The following is a 22,922-nucleotide window of genomic DNA, read 5'->3' on the forward strand; positions in this document are numbered from 1 at the left end:
GCCCCGCGCTGCCCTGCCGCCTGGCCGGCGCCGCCGGTGCCCTGACCGCGCGACTGGCCCTGCCGGCCGCCGCCCTGCGCACCGCCCTGGCCGGAGCCCTGACGCCCGCCCTGGGCGCCGCCCTGACCCGAGCCGCCCTGACCGGAGCGCGAGCGCCCACCCTGCCGCCGCGGCTGGCCCTGGCGGGCCGGCTGCTGCTGCGGGGCCGGCGGCACGTACTCGACGTACGGCGCGACCTCGCCGACCAGGCGGGTCACGGTGGCGTCGCCGGGGGCGACGTCCTGCGGGCGGGCGGTGATCTTCGCCTTGCGGGTCAGGTCACGCACGTCCCCGCGCTCCTCGGGGAGCATGAGGGTCACGACGTCGCCGCCGGACCCGGCGCGCGCCGTGCGGCCTGAGCGGTGCAGGTATGCCTTGTGCTCGGCCGGCGGGTCCACGTGCACCACGAGCTCGACGTCGTCGACGTGGATGCCGCGGGCGGCGATGTCGGTCGCGACCAGCACCTTCACCTCGCCGGACGAGAACGCGGCGAGGTTGCGCTCGCGCGCGCCCTGGCCGAGGTTGCCGTGCAGGTCGACGGCGGGCACGCCCGCGGCGGTGAGCTGCTTGGCGAGCTTCTTGGCCTGGTGCTTGGTGCGCGTGAACAGGACCCGGCGGCCGGTGCCCTGCGCGAGCTGCTGCACCACGTTCTTCTTCGCGTCCTTGTCGGCCACGGCGAGGATGTGGTGCGTCATCTGCGGCGGCGGCGCCGCGGCGTCGTCCACGGAGTGCGTGACCGGCTGGTGCAGGTAGCGCTTGACCAGCACGTCCACGCCGTTGTCGAGCGTGGCCGAGAACAGCAGGCGCTGCGTGCGCGGGCCCGTCCTGTCGAGGATCCGCTTCACGCCGGGCAGGAAGCCGAGGTCGGCCATGTGGTCGGCCTCGTCGAGCACGGTGATCTCGACGTCGTCGAGCGTGAGGTGACGCTGGCCGAGCAGGTCCTCGAGGCGGCCGGGGCAGGCGATGACGATGTCGACGCCCGCGTTCAGCGCGGTGACCTGACGCGACTGCGCCACGCCGCCGAAGATCGTGGTGGTCTTCAGACCGAGGGCCTGCGCCAGGGGCGCGACCGACTCGTCGATCTGGTTGGCGAGCTCACGCGTCGGAGCCAGGACCAGCGCACGGGGCCGGCCGCCCACGCGGCGCGGCTGGCCCGACGCGGCGGACCGGGCGCCGGACGTCGCGAGACGCGTCACGACCGGCAGCGCGAACGCGAGGGTCTTGCCGGAGCCGGTGCGGCCGCGGCCGAGCACGTCGCGGCCGGCGAGGGAGTCCGGCAGGGACGCCGTCTGGATGGGGAACGGCGAGGTGATGCCGCGGTCCGTCAGGACCTGCACCACGGGTGCGGGCAGACCGAGGTCGGCAAAGGTAGTCAAAGGAGTTGGGCCTCTCGGGCTCGGTGGCGGCGCGTACCGCGCCGGTGGTCCGCCGTGCTCACACCGGCGGGCGGGTTGCTCACCCGGGCCGGGGCCACGACGTCGGGCGGCCGATGCCGCCCACGACCGAACATTCTCGCACGTTCGCCGGCTCGTGACTGCGGCGCACGTCACGTTCCGTGTGGTTCTATGTGGCGCATGAATTCCGCACCGACCAGCCCCGCCGGCCCGCTCGCCACCATCGGCGACGTGCTCGGCACCATCTGGACGAACGCGGTCACCCCGGTCGACCCTCCGGCCGACCTGATGGTCCTGGCCATGGCGGCGATCGCGCTGGTCGTCGTGATCTTCCGGCCCCTGTGGCACCTCGCGCGGCACGTGATCACCATCGCGCACGAGGCGTCGCACGGCCTGGGCGCCCTGCTGACGGGCCGCAAGCTGGAGGGCATCCGGCTGCACTCCGACACCTCCGGCCTCACCGTGTCGCGCGGCAAGCCCCGCGGGCCGGGCATGGTCATCACGGCGTTCGCGGGCTACGTGGGCCCGGGCCTCATCGGCCTCGGGGCGGCCTGGCTGCTCAAGCTCGGCTACGCCGTGGGCCTGCTGTGGCTGCTGGTGGCGCTGCTCGCGCTGCTGCTCCTGCAGATCCGCAACTGGTTCGGCCTGTGGTCCATCCTCGTGAGCGGCACCGCGCTCGTGTTCGTCACCTGGTTCCTGGCGCCCGAGGTGCAGAGCGCCGTGGCCTACGCCGTGACCTGGTTCCTGCTGCTCGGCGCGGTACGCCCGGTGTTCGAGCTCCAGGTGCAGCGCTCCCGGGGGCAGGCCCGGACGTCCGACGCCGACATGCTCGCCCGCCTGACCGGCGTCGGCGGCCTCTTCTGGGTGATGCTGTTCCTGCTCGTCACCCTGGGCGCGCTGGTGCTCGGCGGTTCGTGGATCCTCGGCGTGGCACTCTGACCCGTCCCCCGCGCACCGACGCCGGCGGGCGTCGTCGCACGGCGAAGGCCCCCGGGAACCACCTGGCAGGTGGTTCCCGGGGGCCTTCGGCGTTCGGCGCCCAGCTCGGGGCGCCGGAAGGTCACGCCGTGGGCGTGAGCACGAATCCCGGACCCTCGGCGCGCGGGTCGGCGTCCAGGGTCAGCGTGTCCAGGGCAGGTGCGGCCTGCGCCTCGACGAACACGTTGGTGGAACCCGAGGCGTCGACGACCTGGTCGTCGGGCTGCGGGGCCGGAACCAGCGCGAGCTCGAAGTTCCCCGGCTGGTCGGAGGCCTGCGCGATGCGCAGACCGCCCTCGACCGGCACTCCGGCCTGCTGAGCAAGGTCCTGGACGGCGGTACGAGCGTTGTCAGTCACGGTGAGCACGATGAGCTCCTCACATTGGTTCTCGTGGTCCTGACCACCGAACCAAGCCCTCCCTCTCACCGCAAGCGTGAGACGCATTTAACCCGATATCTCCCACTGGGTGGGACAGCGTGTGACAGCCGCCGACAGAAGACGTAGGGTGCCCCGCTCGGAGGGCCGCACCACCATCAGGGAGCTGACCGGTAGGCTTTCTACTCGCGCCGCCCGGTCGCCGGGCACGCGGGCCTCTAGCTCAACTGGCAGAGCAGCGGACTTTTAATCCGCGGGTTCCGGGTTCGATCCCCGGGGGGCCCACCTCTCTCACCTGCGCACTCACCGTCCCCAGGACTCCCGCCCTGCGGTCCGCCCAGCGGATACGTAGCATCGAGGCGGACGCATCATGCGCAACGTGGCCCGCATTCTCACCGCGCTGGCCGTCCTGCTGGCGGGCGTCGCACCGACACCGGCAGCAGCGGCCGCTCGGTGCTCGCTGCCCGACGGCGGCAGCGGCGTCCACGTCTGGATCAAGTCTCCGACCACGCGCGCGCCCGACGGCTCACCCGCCGGCCGGACCAGACCCGCGGGAACCCGGCTGTGCCGGACCGTCAACTCCGGCGCGCAGGTCGTCTACGTCGAGGGCGCCACCGGACTGATCCTGGCCACCCGGCGCGCACCCGTGACCGGCGGTCCCTCCGGCTCCGCCGGGCGCGCGCACGGGGACGCCGCCAGGCAGCTCGCCGCCAGGTACGGGGTCGCCCTCCAGCTCTCGGCGGCGGACGAGGGCGGCAGGCGCGGCTACGTCACCGCGACCAGGGCGCTGCTCACCGGGAGCTACACCCCGGGCGGCACGCTGGCCCCCGGCAAGGGGCTGATCCGGCTCGGCAACGGAGCCGACGACATGTCCGTGGCCGGCAGCGGGAGCAACTGGTTCCGCAGGTACCTGTTGAACCAGGCCCGCCACGAGATCGCGCACGCGGAGATCGAGCAGCGCTGCGGCACCACCAGGCCACCCGTCGCCGGTGCTCCCGGCGCCGTCCGCGCCTCCACCGGGAAGCCCGTGCACGAGCACGTCACCGAGGCGTACGCCCACCTGTACCTGGGGGCGACCACGCGCAGCCCCGGCGGATACGGCTACTCGACGGTCTGGGACGCGCCGCGGGCGAGGGCGATCCACGCGGGCCGCTGCTCCTGAGGCCGCTCCCACCGACTGCGACCGACAACACCAGATGCCACCCCTGCGCAAGATGTTTCCGGTGATACGCCTCCGCCACGCGAAAACCTCGCCCACGCACCTCCACCGAACGCTCTTACGCCGCGCCTACCCTGACCTGTACCGTAGTCGCCCACCCGATCGCCGAGGGGCCCACATGGCACAGCTAGACCGTCGCACCTTTCTGGCAGGCGCCGCCGTCGTCGCATTCGACCCGGCCGACTCCCGGTGGCTGAGCAGCCTCCCGGAGAACTCCACCGCGATTCAGCTCCCCCACCTCGACGGCGAGCTCGTCACCGACGAGGACGCACTCACCGAGGCCGCCACCGACTACGGGCACCTGAAGAACCACCGCCCCCGGGCGGTGCTGCGCCCCGGTTCGGTCGACGACGTCGTGACCCTGGTCCGGTTCGCCAACGAGCACGGACTCGTCGTCGCCGTGCGCGGCCAGGGCCACTCGACGTTCGGTCAGGCGCAGGCCGACTGCGGCGTCGTGATCGACTCGCGCACCCTGGCAGCGATCCACGAGATCACACCCGACCGGGCAGTCGTCGACGCCGGGGTCCAGTGGCTCGACCTGGTCCGCGCCACGCTCGCCGTCGGCGTCGCTCCCCCGGTGAGCACGGACTACCTGGGCCTCTCGGTGGGCGGGACGCTCTGCGTCGGCGGGATCGGCGGCGCCTCGCAGCAGTTCGGGATGCTCGTGGACAACACGGTCGAGCTCCAGGTGGTCACGGGCGAGGGCCACCTGGTCACCTGCTCCGCGGAACAGGAGCCGGAGCTCTTCGAGGCCGTGCTCGGTGGGCTGGGCCAGTTCGCCGTCATCGTGCGCGCCACGGTGCGTCTGGAGACCGCGCCCGCGATGGCGCGCGTCTACACGCTGACCTACCCCCGGATCACCGACCTGACGGCGGCCCAGCGGACCGCCCTCGCCGACGGCCGCTTCGACTACCTGGAGGGCCAGCTCGTCCCCACGGACGACGACGGCTTCGCCTTCGTCCTGGAGGGCGGCGCCTGGTACACGACCGAGCCGCCCGACGACGCTGCCCTGCTGGCCGGCATCGAACCCCCCGGCGTCGACCTCGTGGACGTGCCGTACTTCGAGTGGCTGAACCGGCTCTACGAGACCGTGGAGCAGATCGAGGCGCTCCGGCTGCCGGGACCGTGGCTCAACGCGTTCCTCCCGGACGCCGCCACCGACGAGATCGTCACGGAGCTCCTGACCACCCTCACCCCGGCCGACGCCGGCGGGGCCCTGCTCTACCCGGCCCGGCGGTCGCTCATCACCCGGCCGCAGGTGAGGGTCCCGGACGGCGAGGTCTTCTTCCTGCTCGCGCTCCTGCGCGCGGTCAGCCCGCCGGACGACGCCGAGGCCGAGCGCCTGATCGCCGACAACGACGCGCTGTACGCCCGCGTCCTCGCCGCCGGCGGCACCCAGTACCCGGTCAACGCCCTGCGCCTGACGCCGGCCGACTGGCGCACCCACTACGGCGACCGCTGGCCCACCGTCCTGCACGCCAAGGACCGCTACGACCCCCGCGGCGTGCTCACGCCGGGGCAGGGCATCTTCGAGCCGCTCAGCAGAGCCTCTCGTACTCCTTGAGCCCCTCGACGGTCGAGGCGACGTCGAGCTCGGTCTGGTCCTCCGTGCCGTCGTCGAGCGCCTTCTGGAGCTGGAGGAACGGGACCCGCATCTTCTCGACCGGGCCCTGGAACTCCTCGGGCACGCGCTCCTCGAGCCGCCCGAGCTCCAGCGCCATGGCGTGCATCTGGTCCGCCGATGCGGCGTCGAGCCCGTCGCTCGCGCCGACGAGCGCGATGCCGATGCGCTCCTCGAGCGTCTTGTCGCCCTTGACGTACATGGCGGAGCAGGCCTCGTTCGCGTCCAGGGGTGCGTCCGGGTCGGAGCTCGTGGTCGCGCTCGGGCTGCCCGACGGCGTGGCGCTCGCCCCGCCGTCGGCCTCGGACCTGGCGCCGTCGGCCGAGCAGCCGGTCAGAAGAAGGAGCAGCGTCGCGGTGGCGACGACGAGCGGTGCGGGACGGACCATGGCGCACATGAAACCACCAGGTCCTGGGAATCCGCGCATCCGGCGGGTTTCGCCGGGGTGACCGACGCGGCGCCCCCGGGGCCGGGCGGTGAACGCTCCTGGAACTCTCCTCGAATTCGCCCGACGGCGCCGGACGGACCTCCGCCAGCGGCTACCGTGGCGGGCAGAGCCGCAGATCCGGAGGTCAGCATGGCCGCTCGTCCCGCAGTCATCGCCCACCGTGGGTACTCCGCGGTGGCCCCGCAGAACACCCTCGCCGCCATCGAGGCCGCCTGCCACGCGGGCGTCGACTACGTCGAGATCGATCTCCAGCCCACCGCCGACGGCGTGGGCGCGGTGATCCACGACGAGACGGTCGACGCCACCACGGACGGCACCGGCAAGGTCGCCGCCCTCACCGCGCGGGAGGTGCTCGCGCTCGACGCCGGAGGCTACTTCGCCCCCGCCTTCTCGGGGCAGCGCGTCCCCACGCTCGACGACGTGCTCGCCGTGCTCGCCCGCCACCCCCGCACGGACCTGCTGCTGGAGCTCAAGGGCGCCTGGAACGCGGAACAGGTCGAGCGGGTCGTGGCGATCATCGACGCCGCCGGGTTCGACCGCCGCGTCCTCGTGCAGAGCTTCTGGCCCGGCACGGTGGCCACGGTGCGCGACGTCGCGCCGCACCTGCCGGGCGGCCTGCTCGTCTCCTTCGACCCGCCCGGCCTGCTGCGCCTGTGCGAGCGGCTGAACGTCGTCGCCTGCAACCCCTCCGTCGCCACGATCGCGGGCAGCCCGCGACTGGTGCCCCGCCTGCACGCGGCGGGACTGCGGGTCATGTCCTGGACGGCGAACGACCCGGAGGCGTGGACCACGCTCGTGACCGCCGACTCCGGGATCGGCGTCGACGGCGTGATCACCGACCGGCCCGAGCGGCTCACGGGCTGGCTCGCGGGCCGGGCCGACCAGGCCGCCGCCGCGCTGCCCGTGCCGGGCCGCGGCGGGATCCGGCTGCGTCGCCGCGGGCACGCCCCGGCGCCGCGACTGTCCGTGGGCCACGCGTAACCCAGGGGATCAGGTGCGGTGCAGCCAGCCGTGGAGCCGGCGGGTCACCCACGGCAGCACCCAGTACGCCATGATCGGCGTCAGGATCAGCGTCGAGATCAGCACCTTGAGCACGAGGTGCACGTCGCCCCACCCGGGCACCAGATAGGTGAACAGGGCCGTGAACAGCAGGTTCACGGGGAAGAACCCGAGCCAGATGCTCGTGGCCTGCTTCCACCGCGGCGGCACGACGACAGCGGCGACGTCGGCCGGCTCGTCCACCCGTGTCGGGTCCTCGAACCAGCCCTCGATCCCCGTCCGCTGCTGGTAGCGCAGCTCCTCGACGAGCCCGGTGCCCTGCGCGAGCCAGTCCCGGCGCTCGGCGGACTGCTCCCATGCGGCGAGCCGCTCGGCGTCGGCGAAGCGGTAGAGCATGTGCCAGTCGCGGGATCCCTCCGCGGCGCGGATCCAGCCTGATCCGAGGAACCCGTCCCAGCGGTTGGCGAGGTTGACACCCGACTGCACCCAGCGGGTGACCTCCGGGACGTGGTCGGGGTGGACGATGCGGTGGATGGACACGGTCACGGGTTGTCCGGCGGGGGTGGGCACGGATCCGTTCGCGGCCTGATCGTGATGGGCCATGCCCGAAGTCTGATACACGGCCTCGAACGCCTCAATGTGAGCGCGCACACCCCGGGTTGTCCAGCCTTCACGGCTGGGTCACCGTCTCTGCTCGATTTTTGTGAGGCATGCCTCCCCCAAGGGGGTTACATGACTCTCGGACAGTCGTTCAACATTAAACGTCGTCGCGAGGAACGCATCCCCTGGGCCTTCGGGCCGTCGTTCTCCGCGGCGATCGCCATGGCCTGCGCGACCCCCTTGCGCGCCGTGGCCTGTCAGCAGCTTGAGCATTCTTCGCCGTCCCCCCGAGGGAAACTCCCCTCACGGTGTCGTCCGTGCCCAGCCGCAGAACGGAAGCCAGCGTGCCCCAGACGCCGAACCCCGTCGCGCACCGCACCATGTGCCTTGCCCTTGCCCCCGAGCACCGGGAGCGCCCTTGAGGCCCGAAGACCACACCCTCGTCCCCCGTCGTACGCGACGGCCGGGCGCCCAGGGTGCCCACGCCGCCGTCCCCGCAGCGGGACACAGCGCGCGATCCGGCCGGATGCTGCGCCGCTCGTCCTTCGCGGTCGCGGCAGCGCTCACCACGGTCGCACTGAGCACCACCGCGGCGGTCAGCTTCACCGGGAGCGACGACGCCGCGAACAGCTCGACGACGGCCGTAGAGCCGGCCGTGCAGCCCGCGGCGGTCGCCATCACCAGCGCCGTCGTGACCGATCCCGACGTCCGGTCCGCCTCCGAGAAGGCGGATGCCGTCCTGACGGACGCCGACTACGTGACCCGCGAGGGCGACCTCACCGTCAAGGACCGCAAGAAGCTCCAGGCAGCCACCAAGGAGCTGCGGACCATGCTGGACCGGGCCCGCGACGCCGCCGTCACCGCCACCGGGCTGCGACAGAACACCGCCGCCTCCCGGAGCACCGAGCGTGCGTCGCTCGCCGAGCGTGCGGCCGACGTGTCGGCCGCCGGGAGCGGGACCGCCGACGGCGACGCCCGGGGCACCGCGGCGGACGCCACCGATCCGACGAACCTGGCCGTCGCGGCCGCGGGCGTCACCCCGCTCGGCGGGCAGCAGGCCGAGAGCCTTCCGATCCTCGACACCCCGCTCGCGGACGCGGTCGTGAGCACCGCGGCGGCGAAGGAGTCGGAGCAGGCGGAGAAGTCCGCCGACGCCGAGGACGCCAAGGCCACCGCGGAGAGCGCGGCGGCGGCAGCGCCGTCGGCCGACCGGATCGAGAAGGTGACGACGTCGCTCCAGCGGCTCATCACCAAAACCGACGGCGACGCCGTCGTGTCGGTCAAGCCGGGCCCCACGCCCGAGGAGATCGCCGCCGCGAAGAAGGCCGCCGAGGAGCGGCGCGAGGCGCGCGCCGAGCGCAAGGCCGAGCGCAAGGCCGAGGTAGCCCGGGAGAAGGCTGCGGCGCGCGCCAAGGAGATGGCCAAGGCCGCGAAGAGCTACGGCAACGGGCAGATCCCGTCGAGCGTGCTCTGCGGGCTGAGCTTCGCCTCGGGCGAGCAGCTGCGGTGCGACGCCGCGGTGGCTCTCGAGGACCTCAACCGCGCGTTCCGCGGCACGTTCGGCCGGAACCTGGACCTGACGGACGGCTACCGCTCCTACGGGGAGCAGGTGGCGGTCGCCGCCTCCCGGGGCGCCCTGGCCGCCGTGCCCGGCACGTCGAACCACGGCCTGGGCCAGGCCGTGGACCTGTCCGGCGGCATCGAGTCGTTCGGCAGCGCCGAGCACGCCTGGATGGTCGCCAACGCCGGGAAGTACGGTTGGAAGCACCCGGGCTGGGCGCAGGCCGGCGGCAGCAAGCCGGAGGCCTGGCACTGGGAGTACGGCACGAAGTACTGAGCCGCACGCCCGTGCCCGGTCCCGTACCGGGAAGCCCGACCACGAACCCCGGGTCGCGAAGCCTCGCTTCGCGACCCGGGGTTCGTCGGTTCCGGGTCCGTCGGTTCCGGGTCCGTCGGCTCCCGGTGCGTCGGCTCCCGGTGCGTCTGCGTCCGCCCGGGCTCAGTCCCAGCCGAGCTCGTGCAGGCGGTCGTCGTCGATGCCGAAGTGGTGGGCGATCTCGTGGACCACGGTCACCGCCACCTCCTCGACCACGTCCTCGCGCGTCTCGCAGATCGCGAGGGTCGGGTTCCGGAAGATGGTGATGCGGTCCGGCAGCGCCCCCGCGGCCCACATGTGGTCGCGCTCCGTGAGCGGCACACCCTCGTAGAGCCCCAGCAGCTCGGGATCCTCCGCGGGCGCGTCGTCCTCGACGAGCACCACCACGTTGTCCATCTGCGCCGCGAGGTCGGGCGGCACGAGGTCCAGCCCCTCGCTGACGGCCGTCTCGAAGTCCTCCCGCGTCATCTCCACCACGCACCCATCATCCCCGACGCGCGACACGTCCCGGACGCGACTCCCGACGTGCGGCGGGGCAGCCGAGCGCCTGTAGACTTGCCCGGTCTTGGCCCCCATCGTCTAGCGGCCTAGGACCCCGCCCTTTCACGGCGGTAGCACGGGTTCGAATCCCGTTGGGGGTACGGAGCGGCTCGCAAGAGCCGGGTTTCGACTGCTGTGAGGCAGGTCATCTCCACCGAGCAAGGATCTGATTTCAGGTTCTGGCCCGCGGTGGGTTAGGGTACTCACGGCTCGAAACAAGCCCCCCGATCGCGGGTAGCGATCATGGCCCTGTAGCGCAGTTGGTTAGCGCGCCGCCCTGTCACGGCGGAGGTCGCGGGTTCAAGTCCCGTCAGGGTCGCGCGAGAGGCGCCCGGATTGTCGGTCTCGACTGTCCGGGCGTTCGCGCTAGGGCTCTGTAGCTCAGTTGGTAGAGCGTTCGACTGAAAATCGAAAGGTCACCGGATCGACGCCGGTCGGAGCCACAGCGAAAACCCCCGGAACCATTGCGGTCCGGGGGTTCTTCATTTCCTCCGAGCGATCAGCCGGGACGACCGGTCGGCGAACTCGGCCACCCTGGCGAGCGCGACCGGGTACGGGTGTCCGTGGCGGCCCCGACTCTGGTTGGTCCGGCGGACTGGTAGTTTCCCGCCCATGGCTTCGCACACTCTCGACATTCCCGGCACTTCCGGACACGTCGAACTCGTTCCCGACATGTGGTGGGGACGTAGCTACCTGACCGTCGACGGCAACAAGGCGCCGAGCGCCGGCAAACGTGCCTTCACGCTGCAGGGCACGGACGGCCGCCCCCTGGTCGCGACCCTTGGCCGCACCGCCCTGTTCGCGGCGGTGCCGCCCGTCGAGGTGAACGGCGAGAGCCACCTCGCGGTCGATCCGCCTCCCGTCGTCGTGCGGGTCATCGGCATGCTGCCGATCCTCCTCGTCACGTTCGGTGGGCTCCTGGGCGCTCTGGTCGCGGTGATCGCGATCATCGTCAACTTCAGGGTCGCAGGGAGCCGCCTCCCGACGGGTGCGAAGGCTGGAGTCATGATCGCCGTGACCGCCGCCGCCTACGTGATCTGGCTGCTGAGCGCGGGCATCATCGCGGCGAGTCTCTGATCGCCCTGGGACCATCTCGACGGGCCGCACTTCTTCGGGAGTGCGGCCCACCGGCGTTTCCGGGGACTCGGGCACGGGTTCCCGGTAACCGCCTCTTCCCATCGCGCCACAAACATCGCTCGCCGGCGCCCCGAGATAATTCCTTCCAGCAATTGCGCATTGGCGAGTGATCCCCTTCATGCCTTTTACTGGAAGCCACGCCGCGCCAGGAATTGCCCCATGAGCTCTTGGCCTGTTGAGTTGTCTTCAGCGGCGCAGGCCGAAACCGGCGGCACGGGAGGGCAGATGATCGACGACGTGAAGATCGACGGCCAGGCAGGAACGGCAGGCAGCGGCCCGGAGAGCACGCCAGGACCCGAGAAGCCGGTCTCGCTGGGCAAGCTGGTCGAGCAGGTCTCCGAGCAGGCCTCACGCCTCGTCCGTGCCGAGATCCAGCTGGCCAAGGCAGAGCTCACCGAGAAGGCCAAGAAGTCCGGCATCGGCATCGGGCTGCTCGTCGTGGCGCTCCTGATCCTTGCCTACGCCGTCGGCGTGCTGCTCCTGGCGGCCGTGTACGGCCTGGGCACGGTCTGGCCGCTCTGGCTGTCGGCACTCGTCATCGGCGGCTTCATGGTGCTCGTCGTGATCATCCTTGCGCTCGTGGGTGCCCAGCTGCTGAAGAAGGCCACCAACCCACCCGAGAGCGTCCAGCGCGTCAAGGACGACATCACGTCGATCAAGGAGGGGATGCAGCGATGAGCACTCCGACACCGCCGCCCACGCCCAGCAGCCGCGAGCTCGAGGCCGAGGTGCTCCGCACCCGCGCGGACCTCGCCGCGTCCATCGACGAGCTGACCACCCGCCTCAGCCCGGGGTACCAGGCGTCACGGATCGCGCAAGAGGCCAAGCAGGCCGCGAGCGACGCCGGGGCCATGGCGGCCGGGGCGTTCGGGCACAAGAACAGCGAGCACAAGAACGGCCCGGCGCAAGATCCGCGCCGGGCCCGCAACGCCAAGGTTGTGATCGGTGCCGCGATCGGGCTCGTGGCCATCGGCACCGCTGTGGTCGTGACCGCTGTGCTCAGGCGCGCGCGGGGCTGAGCTGGGGGGCAGCACCCGGCGCGCCTTCGTCCTACCTGCCGACCAATCCGTCAACGACGCCCGACTAGTTGTCGGTGTCGCCCGAGCTGTCCGCTGCCGCACCGAGCAGCGCCCGAACCTCGGACTCCTTGTAGCGGCGGTGACCGCCAAGTGTCCGGATCGACGAGAGCTTTCCCGCTTTTGCCCAACGCGTTACTGTCTTGGGGTCAACACGGAACAAGCTCGCTACCTCGGCAGGCGTGAGCAGGACCTCGGATTCTCCGTGGATGGACATCCCCGCACCTCCTCCGGAACGGTGCCGGCCTGGCCGTACCAGGCGGTTGACGACACCCGCTCTTGCACCATTGTTAGCAGCAAACGGGATTTAGGCGACTTGGGGACGGGGTTTATTCCCTCACTTTCTCCCCCACTCGCCACGCGCGCCCGTTTCGGGCGAGTCTCGGACACGTGCGACACGCCGACGCCGACATTTCGCCGCTCCTCGGGGCGGCACGCGGACCGCCCCGAGGGCACGTTCGAACGACGCCCCGACGCCCGCCAGGACTCGGCAAAGCGCCGGACCGGACCCTTGGGGCACCCGGCCCGGATCGCCCGGGAGAGGCCGGCCCGGGGGTACGCCCGGCGCACCATCGGCCTCGATATAGCCATGACATGGTCAAGAGATAGCAGGTGGACGAGTCCGGGCGAGTCGGCAAGGGGCCGGAACGACTCCAATGTCACATCGGCGGATGGGACGAATCACGTCCACGGACTGGAAGAAACGCCGTACCAGCATGTAACGTTGGAACCTGGACAGACGAAACGCTACGGGGCCGCACGTCCATGCACGGTGCCGCCCCGCTCCTACGTTGAGGGGGGTCGGAGCCATGGGCCGCGGCCGTCAGAAGGCTAAGCAGACCAAGGTTGCTCGCGAGCTGAAGTACTACAGCCCGGACACCAATTATCACGCCCTCGAGCAGGAGCTCAGCGGAGACTCCCGCACGGATGTCGCGACACAGTCGCGGTGGGAATCCTCGGAGGACGAGGAGTACGACAACAGGTACTCCGACTGGGCAGACCAGGACGGCAACACGCGCTGAGGGTGCCGGCGCGTTTGCGCCGGCCCCAGGCCCGGCCCTCGGTCAGGTCCGCCCACCGCCTCAGCGGTAGTCGTTCACCAGCCTGACCGCGCCGCCGGACACACCCTTCGTCCCCGCGACCAGGTCTTCCTGTGCCGCCGAGGCGTCCAGGGTCGCCACGCTGCCCAGCGTCCATGCCGGCACGCCCAGCGCGGCCAGCCGCGCCAGTGCCGCGTCCGCGCCGTCGGCGCCCACCACGGCCACCATGCCGACACCCAGGTTCAGGGTGTTCTCCAGGTCACGCCGCGGCACGTCGCCGAGGCTGCGCACCATCTGGAACACCGCGGGAACGTCCCAGGACGCGCGGTCGACCGTCGCCACGAGCCCCGCGGGGAGCACACGCGCCAGGTTCGCCGCGAGACCGCCGCCCGTCACGTGCGTGAACGCGTGCACCTGCGCCGCCTCGTCGGCGGCCAGCGCCAGGCAGTCCGAGGCGTAGACGCGCGTGGGCTCCAGCAGCTCCTCGCCCAGGGCGCGCCCCAGGTCGTCCACGTGCCGGTCCAGCGCCCAGCCCGCGTGCTTGATCACGGCGCGCACCAGGGAGTACCCGTTGGAGTGCAGGCCGCTGGAGGCCAGCGCGATCAGCACGTCACCGGGCTGCACCCGGTCCGGGCCCAGCACCTTGTCGGCCTCCACGATGCCCGTGGCTGCGCCGGCGACGTCGTACTCGTCCGGGTCCAGGAGGCCCGGGTGCTCGGCCGTCTCGCCGCCCACCAGGGCCGTGTCAGCCACCTCGCACGCCTGCGCGATGCCCCGCACGATGTCGGCGATGCGCTCCGGCACCACCTTGCCCGTGGCGATGTAGTCGGTCATGAAGAGCGGCTTGGCACCCATCACGACGATGTCGTCCACGACCATGCCCACCAGGTCGAACCCGATGGTGTCGTGCTTGTCCATGGCCTGCGCGATCGCGACCTTGGTGCCGACGCCGTCGGTGGACGTCGCCAGCAGCGGCGCGCGGTACCCCTTGAAGGCCGACAGGTCGTAGAGGCCGGCGAAGCCGCCCACCCCGCCGAGCACGGCCGGGCCCTGCGTGCGCCGCACGGCGTCCTTCATGAGCTCGACGGCCTTGTCGCCCGCCTCGGTGTCCACGCCTGCGGCGGCGTACGTCAGGCCTTCGGAAGTCACGGGTGCTCCTGCGTCGTTCGGGTGGTGTACGTGGGTCACGGGTGGTCGAGCGCGGTCGAGCCGCCGGTGCTCACGGTGAGCTGCTTGAGCCCGTCCTCGGGCTGGCCGAGCGGCAGCTCCGCCTGCTCCAGGAGGTGCTTGCCCAGCTGGTCGTCCGGGGGCAGCTCGATCGGGTACTTGCCCGTGAAGCAGGCGGCGCAGAGCTGCGAGCTGGGCTGCTCGGTCGCGGCGATCATGCCCTCGGTGGTGATGTAGCCGAGGCTGTCGGCGCCGAGCGACTGGCCGATCTCCTCGACCGCCAGACCGTTCGCGATGAGCTCCGCGCGCGACGCGAAGTCGATGCCGTAGAAGCAGGGCCACTTGACCGGCGGCGACGAGATGCGCACGTGCACCTCGGCCGCGCCCGCCTCCCGCAGCATGCGGATCAGGGCGCGCTGGGTGTTGCCGCGCACGATCGAGTCGTCCACCACCACCAGGCGCTTGCCCTTGATGACCTCGCGCAGCGGGTTGAGCTTCAGGCGGATGCCGAGCTGCCGCAGCGTGTCGGACGGCTGGATGAACGTGCGGCCGACGTAGGCGTTCTTGGTGAGGCCCTGGCCGAACGGGATGCCGGACTCCGCGGCGTAGCCGACGGCGGCCGGCGTACCGGACTCCGGCGTCGGGATCACGAGGTCGGCGTCGACCGGGTGCTCACGCGCCAGGGTGCGGCCCATCTCGACGCGCGCGGCGTGCACCGAGCGCCCGTTGATCGTGTTGTCCGGGCGGGCCAGGTACACGTACTCGAAGACGCAGGCGGCACGCTCGGCCTGGGCGAAGCGCACGGAGCGCATGCCGTCGGCGTCGATGCAGATGAGCTCGCCCGGCTCGACGTCGCGCACGTAGGAGGCGCCCACGATGTCGAGGGCCGGGGTCTCGCTGGCCACCACCCAGCCGCGGTCGAGGCGGCCGAGCACGAGCGGGCGCACGCCTTGCGGGTCACGCGCCGCGTACAGGGTGTTCTCGTCCATGAAGACCAGGGAGAAGGCCCCGCGGAGCCGGGGCAGCACCTCGAGGGCCGTGGCCTCGAGCGTGTGGTCGGCGTCGCCCGCGAAGAGCGCGGTGATCAGGGCCGTGTCCGTGGTGTTGCCGCGGGCGAGCTCGCCGCGGCGCTGCGCGCCGTAGCGCTCGGCCACGAGGTTGACGAGCTCGGCCGAGTTGGTCAGGTTGCCGTTGTGGCCGAGTGCCACCGTGCCCGACGCCGTCGCGCCGAGTGTCGGCTGGGCGTTCTCCCAGGTCACGCCACCGGTGGTGGAGTACCGGCAGTGCCCGACGGCGATGTGGCCGGTCAGTGCGTTCAGGGCTGTCTCGTCGAAGACCTGGGAGACGAGTCCCATGTCCTTGTAGACGAGGATCTGCTCACCGTTGCTGGTGGCGATGCCCGCGGACTCCTGTCCGCGGTGCTGCAGGGCGTACAGACCGAAGTACGCGAGCTTGGCGACCTCCTCACCGGGTGCCCAGACCCCGAAGACGCCGCATGCGTCCTGGGGGCCCTTCTCGCCGGGCATGAGGTCGTGGTTGAGTCGGCCATCTCCGCGCAGAGGCATGATCCGAGTATCCCATGCGGCCGGATGTCCGTGACCGGCCTCGCATGTGACCTCCGCGTCAGCGGCCGCGCAGGCTCCGGCGGTCCGCGATCACCGCGAACAGGCCGGCCAGCAGGGTGGTCACCATCGTGACGAACGCGGTCAGCACCGTGACGTAGACGCCGGGCTTCATCAGCCCGGAGCCCGAGGGCGAGCTGACCAGGTAGAACGACAGGAGCAGACCGAGCACGACGCCGACCAGCGCGCCGGTCAGGAAGAAGGCCTTGTACCGCGGGGCACGACGCACGGTCGCCGGGTCGACGACGTCGCGCACCTCCACGTCGTCGGCGGAGTCGCTGGCTGCCTGGGTCTCACTCACGCAACCCAGGGTACGCGTCCCGGACCCGCCGGCCGCCATGGCCACAAGGGAAAAGGCCGCCGGCCGGGTGTACCGAGACCTGGGTCTCGGTACACCCGGCCGGCGGCGGGCACGCTCCGGTCAGCCGATCAGCTTCCAGGGGCTGTGCTTCCCGACGCCCGGGATCTGGAGGATCGTCGGCCGGGTCGCCTCGTACACCTTGCCCCGGAAGGACACGGTGTCACCCCACCAGTAGAGCTTCCACGGCACCCACGCCGGAGCCTCCGGCTCCTCGGGCTCCGCGGCCTCGACGGTGATCGGCAGCCGGGCAGTGGTGCCCGACGGCGACGCCTGCACCACGAGCTGGTACTGGCCGGCGGCGGTGTTCGCCGGGATGGTGACCGACGTCGACGTCGCGCCGTTCGTCACCGTGCCGGTGCCGAGGGAGACGCCGTCCGCCGGCGCGCCGCCCGTCGGGACCAGGAACGTCTCGACGCCCGTGTTCTGCGGGGCGCCGAGCGAGGTCAGGTCCAGGCCGGACAGGCCGACCGTCGTCGCGGTGCCCGCCTCGACCGTGCCCGGCAGGGTCGAGGCGACCGTGCGGGTGCGGGCGAAGCTCGGCGTGACCGGGGCGGCGTCCTTGAGGTACGTGATCCAGGCGTCACGGTCCACGAGGCCCGAGTCCCGACCGTCCGTGCCCTCGGTGAAGGCCCGGAAGTTGTCTCCGCCCGAGATCAGGAACGAGAACGTCGCGATGCGGTACTCCGCGGCGGGGTCCACGGGAACGCCGTCGATCGTGATCGACGAGACGTTGTCGCCCGGCGTCGCGTTCGGGTCGGCCGTGGTCGTGGTGTACGACACGTTGTCGGACAGCCCCAGCGCCAGGTACGGGCGCGACGGCCGGTTGCCGTTGGCGTCCGTCTGCCACTGCTCCTCGAGCAGGGTGTCGAGCTGCGCACCGGTCAGCGTGATCGTCCACAGGTTGTTGACGAACGGCAGCACCGCGTTGGCCTCGGCGTAGGTGATGATCCCGTCCTCGCCGAAGTAGAGCTCGTTGCGCAGGCCACCGGGGTTCACGACGCCGATGTCGGCGCCGCCCCGCTCGTCCGCGGCGAGCGAGTCGCGCAGCGAGTTCGCCACGAGGTTGCCGAGCGCCGACTCGGACGCGCGGTCGTCCCGGTTGCCGCCGGTGTAGACGCCGTTCGTGTACGAGCCGCCCGAGAAGGCCGTCGTGACGTCGGCGGTCACCTTGCCGACCGGCTGCGCGCCGATCTCCTCGGCCTCGGCGAGCGCGGCGTCGACGATCGCGTCGACCTCGGCGACCGCCGGGTACGTCTCGATCAGCTCGGCGGCCGGGGTGGCCGTGCGCGCCACGTTCTCGACGGTGTAGTCGGTCACGTCGAACGACTCGGTGTCCACCGTGAGCGAGACGTGGCCGAGGAACTCGCCGTAGTTGCCGGTCTGGATGATCGGCCGGGTCTCCCCCTCCGCACCCGGGACCGGCGCGTCCCACGCGTACTGCTTGTGCGTGTGGCCGGTGAAGATGGCCGCGACGCGCGGGTCGGTGTCCTGCACCAGCGCGGCGAACGGACCGCCGGCGGCGATCTCCTCCTCCAGCGTGGCGCCGTCGGGCGTGCCCGCGCTCGCGCCGTCGTGCGCGAGGGCCACGACCACGTCCGCCTCGCCGTTCGCGGCGTCGCCGTCGAGCAGCTCGTCGGTGACGCGGTTCAGCGCCTCGACCGGGTCGCCGAACTCCAGGCCCTCGATGCCCGAGGGCGTGACCAGCGTGGGGGTCTCCTCGGTGACCACGCCGACGAAGCCGACGTCGACGCCGTTGACCGGGACCACCTGGTACTGGGGCAGGGCGGGCTCCCCCGTGGCCTCGTCGTAGACGTTGGCGCCGAGGTAGTCCCAGTCGGCGGCGTCGGTGACGCGGCCGGTGAGGTCGGACATGCCCTGGTCGAACTCGTGGTTGCCGACCGCGGAGGTCTTCAGACCTAGCGCGTTCAGCACGTCGATCGTCGGCTGGTCCTGCTGCAGCGCCGAGGCGAACAGCGAGGCGCCGATGTTGTCGCCCGCCGAGACGAACGCGGTGCCCTCGGGGTTCTGGGCCCGCAGCTCCTCCACGGTGCCCGCGAAGTTCACGGTGTTGCCGTCGATGCGGCCGTGGAAGTCGTTGATGGCCACGAGGTCCAGGTCCACCGAGCCGGGCTCGGTGGTGGTGTCACCCAGGTCCAGGCCCACCAGGACCGGGTCGTGGTCGGAGGACCGGAAGGGCGTCTCGTCGTAGAGGATCGTCGCGTTGTAGTTGTAGCGGCTGTACTCGTTCGCCACCGGCTCGTACGCGTTGATGTTCCAGATGTCCGTGCCCGACACGGCCTCGGCCGCGGCCGGGGAGGCCAGCACGTGGTCGAGCGAGCCGACCATGCCGTCGAAGTTGTACGAGTACTCGCCCGTGGTGGGGCCGAGGTCGGTGTAGCCGGCCTCGGTGAGGACCTCGATCGGGTCCTCCTGCTCGTACGAGTTGAAGTCACCGACCAGCAGGACCTTGTCGGTCCCGGCAGCGGCGGCCCGCTCCTCGGCGAACGTCACGAGGGACGTCGCCTGCCGGGTGCGGGACTCGTTCGACGCGCCCTGGCCGTCGCCCTGGTCGGCGTCGCCGGGCCACGGGCCGGCCGAACCCTTCGACTTGAAGTGGTTGGCGACCACCACGACGTCGTCACCGGCGTCGGCGGCGCCGTCCGCGGGCTGGAACGTCTGGGCCAGGGGCTGACGGGCGTTCTGGAACGCCTCGTCGCCGATCAGGATCGTCGAGTCGCCGACCGGCTCCGCGGTGGCGGTCCGGTAGATGAAGGCGTTGCGGATGACGTCCTCGGCCTCGGGCACCTCGGCCGGGGAGGCCACGTAGGCCCACGTGCCGGCACCCTCGGCGGCGTTCAGCGCGTCCACCAGGTCACCCAGGGCCTGGTCGCGGGGACCACCCAGCGAAGCGGTGTTCTCGATCTCCAGCAGCGCGACGACGTCCGCGCCGAGCGCCGAGATCGCCGCGACGATCTTGGTCTGCTGCCGCTGCAGGTCCTCCTCCTCGGCGGCGCCGCGGGCGTCGCAGCCGCCCGAGACGGTCACCGGGTCGCCGTCGCGGTCCGTGTAGTAGGTGCAGCCCGTGAGCTCGTCACCCGTGGTGCTGAAGTAGTTCAGCACGTTGAACGTCGCGACCTCGAGGTCGCCGCCCACCTCGGCGGGTGCCTCCTCGCGCGTGTTCTCGAAGGTCGCGGGCTGCACGGCGTCGGCGACGTCCGGGGTCAGCTGCGACGTCGGCTGGAAGCCCCACGCGTCGAACCGGTAGTCCAGCACGACCGGGCGCGTGAACGTGACGCCCGCGCCCACCCGCAGCGGTGCGCCGCCGGTCAGGTAGGGCAGCGGCTTTGACTTGTTCGCGGTCGAGTTGTAGTTCGTGGACGAGCCGTCGTCGAGCAGCACCCCGCGCGCCGCGTTGTCCGCGACCTGCGCGTCGTACTCCGCCGAGCCGGGCCGCCCCGCCGTGGTGGGCTGCACCAGCGGGCTGTCGCCCGCCGCCAGCCCGACCGTGCCGTAGTAGTTGGTGTCGTAGTTGTCCGTCACCGTGAACTCGCCCTGCGGCGCGAGGAGCATGCCCTCGAGCGCCTCGCGGCCTGCCGCGGTGGCGGGCCAGGCGGTCACGGTCGGCTCGACCGTGGCGGGCTCGTCCAGGACGGTCCAACCGCCCGACGACGGCGTGAGCTCCGTGAGGCCGTTGAACTCCGACACGACGCCGGTGACCTCCACGTGGTCGCCCGCGGAGAGGTCGGCGGCGGCCGCCGCCGAGAACACGAAGACGGCGTCCGACGCACCGGGCGTCGGGTCCGCGCCGCCGCCGGTACCGGCGGTCTGCAGGTACAGGCCGTTGAAGCCGCCGGTCGGGTAGACGGCGGTCACGACGCCCTGCGTCGTGACCGTGTCGCCGACCAGCGGGCTGGCGTCACCGGTGCCCTGGATCCCGGCGATCGGGGTGACCTCGCCGGGCTCGGTCGGCTCCGACGGGGTGGGGCTGGGCTCGGGCTCCGAACCCTCGCCGTTGGTGGGGGTCACCTCGGTGCTGAACACGAAGTCCGCCGAGTTGTCGCCCGCGTCGCCCGTGCGCTCCAGCGACCCGACCACGCCCGTGCCCTGGCCGGCCGGGCCCTGGGCGGTCTCGAACGTGTCGGCGGTGCCGTAGCCGAGCAGGTCGACGACGCCCGCGGCGCCCTCGGCCGGCACAGCGCCCTTGGCGGGCGTGACGGCGGTGGCCTGCGACGCCAGCGCGATGACGCCGGCCGTGCCGCTCGGGTTGAGGCTGCCGACGGCGTCGGGCGTGGGGAGGGGCTCACCGTTGGCGGCGTTCGAGCCGCCCTGCACCAGGTAGTGGCCGCCGGCGGCGATGGTGCCGCTCAGCGCCGTGATCCCCGAGAAGGACGCGCCGGTCGCGGACTTGTACTGGACCGACCAGCCGTCGACGCTGACCGGCTCGTCGGTCGGGTTGTACAGCTCCACGAACTTGTTCCGGTACGGCTGGCCGGAGCTGCCGCCCACGAGGTACGCCTCGCTGATGACGACGTGCCCGGAGTCCGGGCCGTCCGCGGTGGCCGCGGGCGCGGCGACAGCCGCCGTCGCGGGCACGGTGAGCGCTGCGGAGAGTGCCACTGCGACGGCGGCTCTCCCACGGGGTCGGGGGTGCGGTCGCGGGGACCGCAGCGTGCTGGGACTCACGCTGACTCCTTCTGCAATAGCCGACCGATGGCCGGGGTGGAGTGCACTGCTGCTGGACGACGTGCTCGGCGGCATCGCCGCGGCCGGGCGCGCATCAGTTGCGCAGGCGGTCCGGCACGAGCGGCACCAACCAATCACTGCCTCGTGAACCGGCGGTTACGGTCGGACACCCGCCGGGAAAACTGAGGTCCCGGCACCGGGTGAACCTGCCCGCAGCCGAGCCACGAGATCGACGCCGAGGCTAGCGGGTGTCACCGACATCACCGCCCGGTACACGCCGCCGGCGCCCGGTTCACCCGGGTACGGCCGGAGGCTCTGGCTCGCCGCCCGACCCGGAAGCCGCCCGGCGCCCGGCCGTCAGCGGCAGCAGGTGCGAGATGTCGGAGCGGTCGCCCGAGGCGCGCACCCGCCCGTCGGCGACGACGTCCGCCCAGGTGAGGGCGCCCGTGGCCAGGCCGAGCCAGGTCTCCGGGTCGGTCTCGACCACGTTCGGCGGGGTGCCGCGCGTGTGCCGCGGCCCGGCCACGGCCTGCACCGCGCCCGCGGGCGGCACCCGCACCTCGACGGAGTTCCCCGGCGCTACGGCGGCGAGCTCCTCCAGCGTGAACCGCACGGCCGTGGTGACGTCCCGGCGCTCCGCCTCGCCCCGGGCCCAGACGGCGACGGCGGCGCGCCCGGCCACCGGGTCGGTCCGGCGCCGCGGGGGCACTACCGCACCGCCAGGAAGTCGCCGAGCCGCGTCCAGCCGGACTGCTCGAGGCTCGTGAAGTCGGTACCGGGCACGACGAACATGGCCTTGCTCGTGCCGTTCGACACCTCGGTGCCCGTCGCCTCCAGCTCCTGCACCCCGTCCGACGACGTGCAGGCGGTCAGCAGGGCCGCGCCGAACGCGACGACGGCACCCGCCCGCCAGGCGGCACCAGGAACAGCATTGGTCATGGAGTCAGTATTGCCGACCGTCGCCTCAGTACCGGTACACGTCGGGCGTCGGGCCCTCGACCGCGAGCAGGTCCGCCGCCACCACCATCGGCAGCTCGCGCGAGGACACGGACGGGAACCGCGCCACCTGCACGACGCGTGGCAGACCACCCGTTCGCACCGCCGGCACGGGCTGCGACAGCGGCCCGGCGGCCGGCGCGTGCCGCGGCCAGGGTTCCGACAGCGGCATCTCGTCCCGGACCTGGGGCCGCACCGGCCGGCTGATCGGCGGGTAGTCCGCGCGCCGCACGCGGCGGGGGACCTCGGACACCGTCGGCCGGAACGCGGGCGGCTGGGGCTGCGGTGCGGGCGCGGGCCGGGGCTGCGGCGTCGGACGCGGCCTCGGGACCGGGCGGGGCTGCGGGCTGGGGCTGGGCTCCGGCTGCTGCCACGGCTCGGTGCCCGACACCGGCTCGGTGCCCACCACCGGCTCCGACCAGCGCCGGCGCTCGGCCCGCGACCGGAGCTGGGGCGCGGGACGGGGCGGCGGATCGGGCCGGAGCCGCGGTTCGAGCGACGGCTGAGGTTCGGACAGCGGCTGGCGCGCGTGCAGGGGCTGGGGCGCGAGCAGGGGCTTGGGCGCGAGCAGGGGCTCGGGCCGGCCCCACGGCTCGGGCTGGTGCTGCGAGCGCAGCACCGGGCCCGCGTGCTGCCCCTGCGCCGGGTGCGGTTCCGCCTGGGCGCGGGGCTCCGGTGCCCGAGGCGCCACGGCCGCCTCGGGCACGGGGGCCGGCCCGTCGGCCGGCGCCGCGAACGGCGTCGGCGCGG

The 22,922-nt window shown here is 72.3% G+C and carries 21 protein-coding genes, 4 tRNA genes and 1 pseudogene; 13 read left to right on the forward strand and 13 right to left on the reverse strand.

Annotated elements, in window-relative coordinates; translation table 11 throughout:
* Positions 1-1,415 (reverse strand): DEAD/DEAH box helicase (locus tag QRN56_RS27425; RefSeq protein WP_285108663.1); only part of this gene is annotated, 1,415 nt, incomplete at its 3' end.
* Between the two features lie 189 nt (positions 1,416-1,604).
* Between QRN56_RS27425 and QRN56_RS27430 the strand changes: the two genes are divergently transcribed.
* Positions 1,605-2,372: a M50 family metallopeptidase gene (locus tag QRN56_RS27430; protein ID WP_285108665.1), complete on the forward strand. Its 768-nt coding sequence runs from the start codon at positions 1,605-1,607 to the stop codon at positions 2,370-2,372.
* A gap of 121 nt (positions 2,373-2,493) precedes the next feature.
* Here QRN56_RS27430 and QRN56_RS27435 read toward each other — a convergent pair whose 3' ends face one another.
* Positions 2,494-2,778, reverse strand: coding sequence for an iron-sulfur cluster biosynthesis family protein (locus tag QRN56_RS27435; protein WP_285108667.1), 285 nt, complete (start codon positions 2,776-2,778; stop codon positions 2,494-2,496).
* Positions 2,779-2,999: 221 nt separating this feature from the next.
* On the opposite strand from QRN56_RS27435, the gene QRN56_RS27440 reads away from it, so the two are divergent.
* The 3 genes from QRN56_RS27440 (at position 3,000) to QRN56_RS27450 (ending at position 5,570) form a co-directional block, all read left to right on the forward strand.
* A tRNA-Lys gene (locus QRN56_RS27440) sits at positions 3,000-3,072 on the forward strand.
* Between the two features lie 94 nt (positions 3,073-3,166).
* Positions 3,167-3,949, forward strand: a complete 783-nt coding sequence (locus tag QRN56_RS27445) for a hypothetical protein (RefSeq protein WP_285108668.1) — start codon at positions 3,167-3,169, stop codon at positions 3,947-3,949.
* 175 nt (positions 3,950-4,124) lie between these two features.
* Positions 4,125-5,570, forward strand: coding sequence for an FAD-binding protein (locus tag QRN56_RS27450; RefSeq protein ID WP_285108670.1), 1,446 nt, complete (start codon positions 4,125-4,127; stop codon positions 5,568-5,570).
* On the opposite strand, the gene QRN56_RS27455 is transcribed toward QRN56_RS27450, so the two are convergent.
* On the reverse strand, positions 5,545-6,015 hold the full coding sequence (locus tag QRN56_RS27455) for a hypothetical protein (protein WP_285108671.1): 471 nt from the start codon (positions 6,013-6,015) through the stop codon (positions 5,545-5,547). The two genes, QRN56_RS27450 and QRN56_RS27455, sit on opposite strands and share 26 nt — an antisense overlap.
* A 189-nt stretch (positions 6,016-6,204) precedes the next feature.
* Between QRN56_RS27455 and QRN56_RS27460 the strand changes: the two genes are divergently transcribed.
* On the forward strand, positions 6,205-7,056 hold the full coding sequence (locus QRN56_RS27460; protein ID WP_285108672.1) for a glycerophosphodiester phosphodiesterase: 852 nt from the start codon (positions 6,205-6,207) through the stop codon (positions 7,054-7,056).
* Between the two features lie 9 nt (positions 7,057-7,065).
* Here the strand turns inward: QRN56_RS27460 and QRN56_RS27465 are convergent, their stop codons facing one another.
* Positions 7,066-7,677 (reverse strand): antibiotic biosynthesis monooxygenase, encoded by a 612-nt coding sequence (locus QRN56_RS27465; RefSeq protein WP_285108674.1) that lies wholly within the window; start codon positions 7,675-7,677, stop codon positions 7,066-7,068.
* 415 nt (positions 7,678-8,092) lie between these two features.
* Here QRN56_RS27465 and QRN56_RS27470 point away from each other — a divergent pair, with 415 nt between their 5' ends.
* On the forward strand, positions 8,093-9,511 hold the full coding sequence (locus tag QRN56_RS27470; RefSeq protein WP_285108676.1) for a M15 family metallopeptidase: 1,419 nt from the start codon (positions 8,093-8,095) through the stop codon (positions 9,509-9,511).
* Positions 9,512-9,673: 162 nt separating this feature from the next.
* Here the strand turns inward: QRN56_RS27470 and QRN56_RS27475 are convergent, their stop codons facing one another.
* Complete coding sequence (locus QRN56_RS27475; protein ID WP_285108696.1) at positions 9,674-10,018, reverse strand: metallopeptidase family protein; 345 nt, start codon at positions 10,016-10,018, stop codon at positions 9,674-9,676.
* A 100-nt stretch (positions 10,019-10,118) separates the two neighbouring features.
* On the opposite strand from QRN56_RS27475, the gene QRN56_RS27480 reads away from it, so the two are divergent.
* The 6 genes from QRN56_RS27480 to QRN56_RS27505 all read left to right on the forward strand — a co-directional run bounded on the left by QRN56_RS27480 (position 10,119) and on the right by QRN56_RS27505 (position 12,246).
* Positions 10,119-10,191 (forward strand) — tRNA-Glu (locus tag QRN56_RS27480).
* 144 nt (positions 10,192-10,335) lie between these two features.
* A tRNA-Asp gene (locus QRN56_RS27485) sits at positions 10,336-10,409 on the forward strand.
* Between the two features lie 51 nt (positions 10,410-10,460).
* A tRNA-Phe gene (locus QRN56_RS27490) sits at positions 10,461-10,533 on the forward strand.
* Between the two features lie 169 nt (positions 10,534-10,702).
* Complete coding sequence (locus QRN56_RS27495; RefSeq protein WP_285108678.1) at positions 10,703-11,167, forward strand: hypothetical protein; 465 nt, start codon at positions 10,703-10,705, stop codon at positions 11,165-11,167.
* Between the two features lie 285 nt (positions 11,168-11,452).
* Positions 11,453-11,905, forward strand: coding sequence for a phage holin family protein (locus QRN56_RS27500; RefSeq protein ID WP_285108680.1), 453 nt, complete (start codon positions 11,453-11,455; stop codon positions 11,903-11,905).
* Positions 11,902-12,246 (forward strand): DUF3618 domain-containing protein, encoded by a 345-nt coding sequence (locus QRN56_RS27505; protein ID WP_285108681.1) that lies wholly within the window; start codon positions 11,902-11,904, stop codon positions 12,244-12,246. The genes QRN56_RS27500 and QRN56_RS27505 overlap by 4 nt, the downstream gene beginning before the upstream one ends.
* Positions 12,247-12,310: 64 nt before the next feature.
* On the opposite strand, the gene QRN56_RS27510 is transcribed toward QRN56_RS27505, so the two are convergent.
* The gene (locus QRN56_RS27510) at positions 12,311-12,520 is read right to left on the reverse strand and encodes a BldC family transcriptional regulator (RefSeq protein WP_026365760.1); all 210 of its coding nucleotides are present in this window, start codon (positions 12,518-12,520) and stop codon (positions 12,311-12,313) included.
* Between the two features lie 592 nt (positions 12,521-13,112).
* On the opposite strand from QRN56_RS27510, the gene QRN56_RS27515 reads away from it, so the two are divergent.
* On the forward strand, positions 13,113-13,325 hold the full coding sequence (locus QRN56_RS27515; RefSeq protein ID WP_182620269.1) for a DUF3073 domain-containing protein: 213 nt from the start codon (positions 13,113-13,115) through the stop codon (positions 13,323-13,325).
* Positions 13,326-13,385: 60 nt separating this feature from the next.
* On the opposite strand, the gene purM is transcribed toward QRN56_RS27515, so the two are convergent.
* From purM to QRN56_RS27550, 7 genes and pseudogenes are all read right to left on the reverse strand, one after another.
* On the reverse strand, positions 13,386-14,492 hold the full coding sequence (gene purM, locus QRN56_RS27520; protein ID WP_285108683.1) for a phosphoribosylformylglycinamidine cyclo-ligase: 1,107 nt from the start codon (positions 14,490-14,492) through the stop codon (positions 13,386-13,388).
* A gap of 35 nt (positions 14,493-14,527) precedes the next feature.
* Positions 14,528-16,075, reverse strand: a complete 1,548-nt coding sequence (gene purF, locus QRN56_RS27525) for an amidophosphoribosyltransferase (protein ID WP_285108684.1) — start codon at positions 16,073-16,075, stop codon at positions 14,528-14,530.
* Positions 16,076-16,133: 58 nt separating this feature from the next.
* Positions 16,134-16,433, reverse strand: coding sequence for a hypothetical protein (locus tag QRN56_RS27530; RefSeq protein WP_285108686.1), 300 nt, complete (start codon positions 16,431-16,433; stop codon positions 16,134-16,136).
* Between the two features lie 120 nt (positions 16,434-16,553).
* Positions 16,554-21,110, reverse strand: coding sequence for an ExeM/NucH family extracellular endonuclease (locus QRN56_RS27535; protein WP_285108688.1), 4,557 nt, complete (start codon positions 21,108-21,110; stop codon positions 16,554-16,556).
* Between the two features lie 358 nt (positions 21,111-21,468).
* Positions 21,469-21,885, reverse strand: coding sequence for a sterol carrier family protein (locus QRN56_RS27540; RefSeq protein ID WP_285108691.1), 417 nt, complete (start codon positions 21,883-21,885; stop codon positions 21,469-21,471).
* Positions 21,885-22,115 carry a hypothetical protein gene (locus QRN56_RS27545; protein WP_285108693.1) on the reverse strand — a complete coding sequence of 77 codons (231 nt, stop codon included), beginning with the start codon at positions 22,113-22,115 and terminating at the stop codon, positions 21,885-21,887. Before QRN56_RS27545 ends, QRN56_RS27540 begins: the two co-directional genes overlap by 1 nt.
* Before the next feature lie 25 nt (positions 22,116-22,140).
* Positions 22,141-22,922: pseudogene (locus QRN56_RS27550) on the reverse strand (hypothetical protein); the annotation flags it as partial.

The organism is Promicromonospora sp. MEB111 (genome assembly GCF_030209445.1).
GTDB lineage: Bacteria > Actinomycetota > Actinomycetes > Actinomycetales > Cellulomonadaceae > Promicromonospora.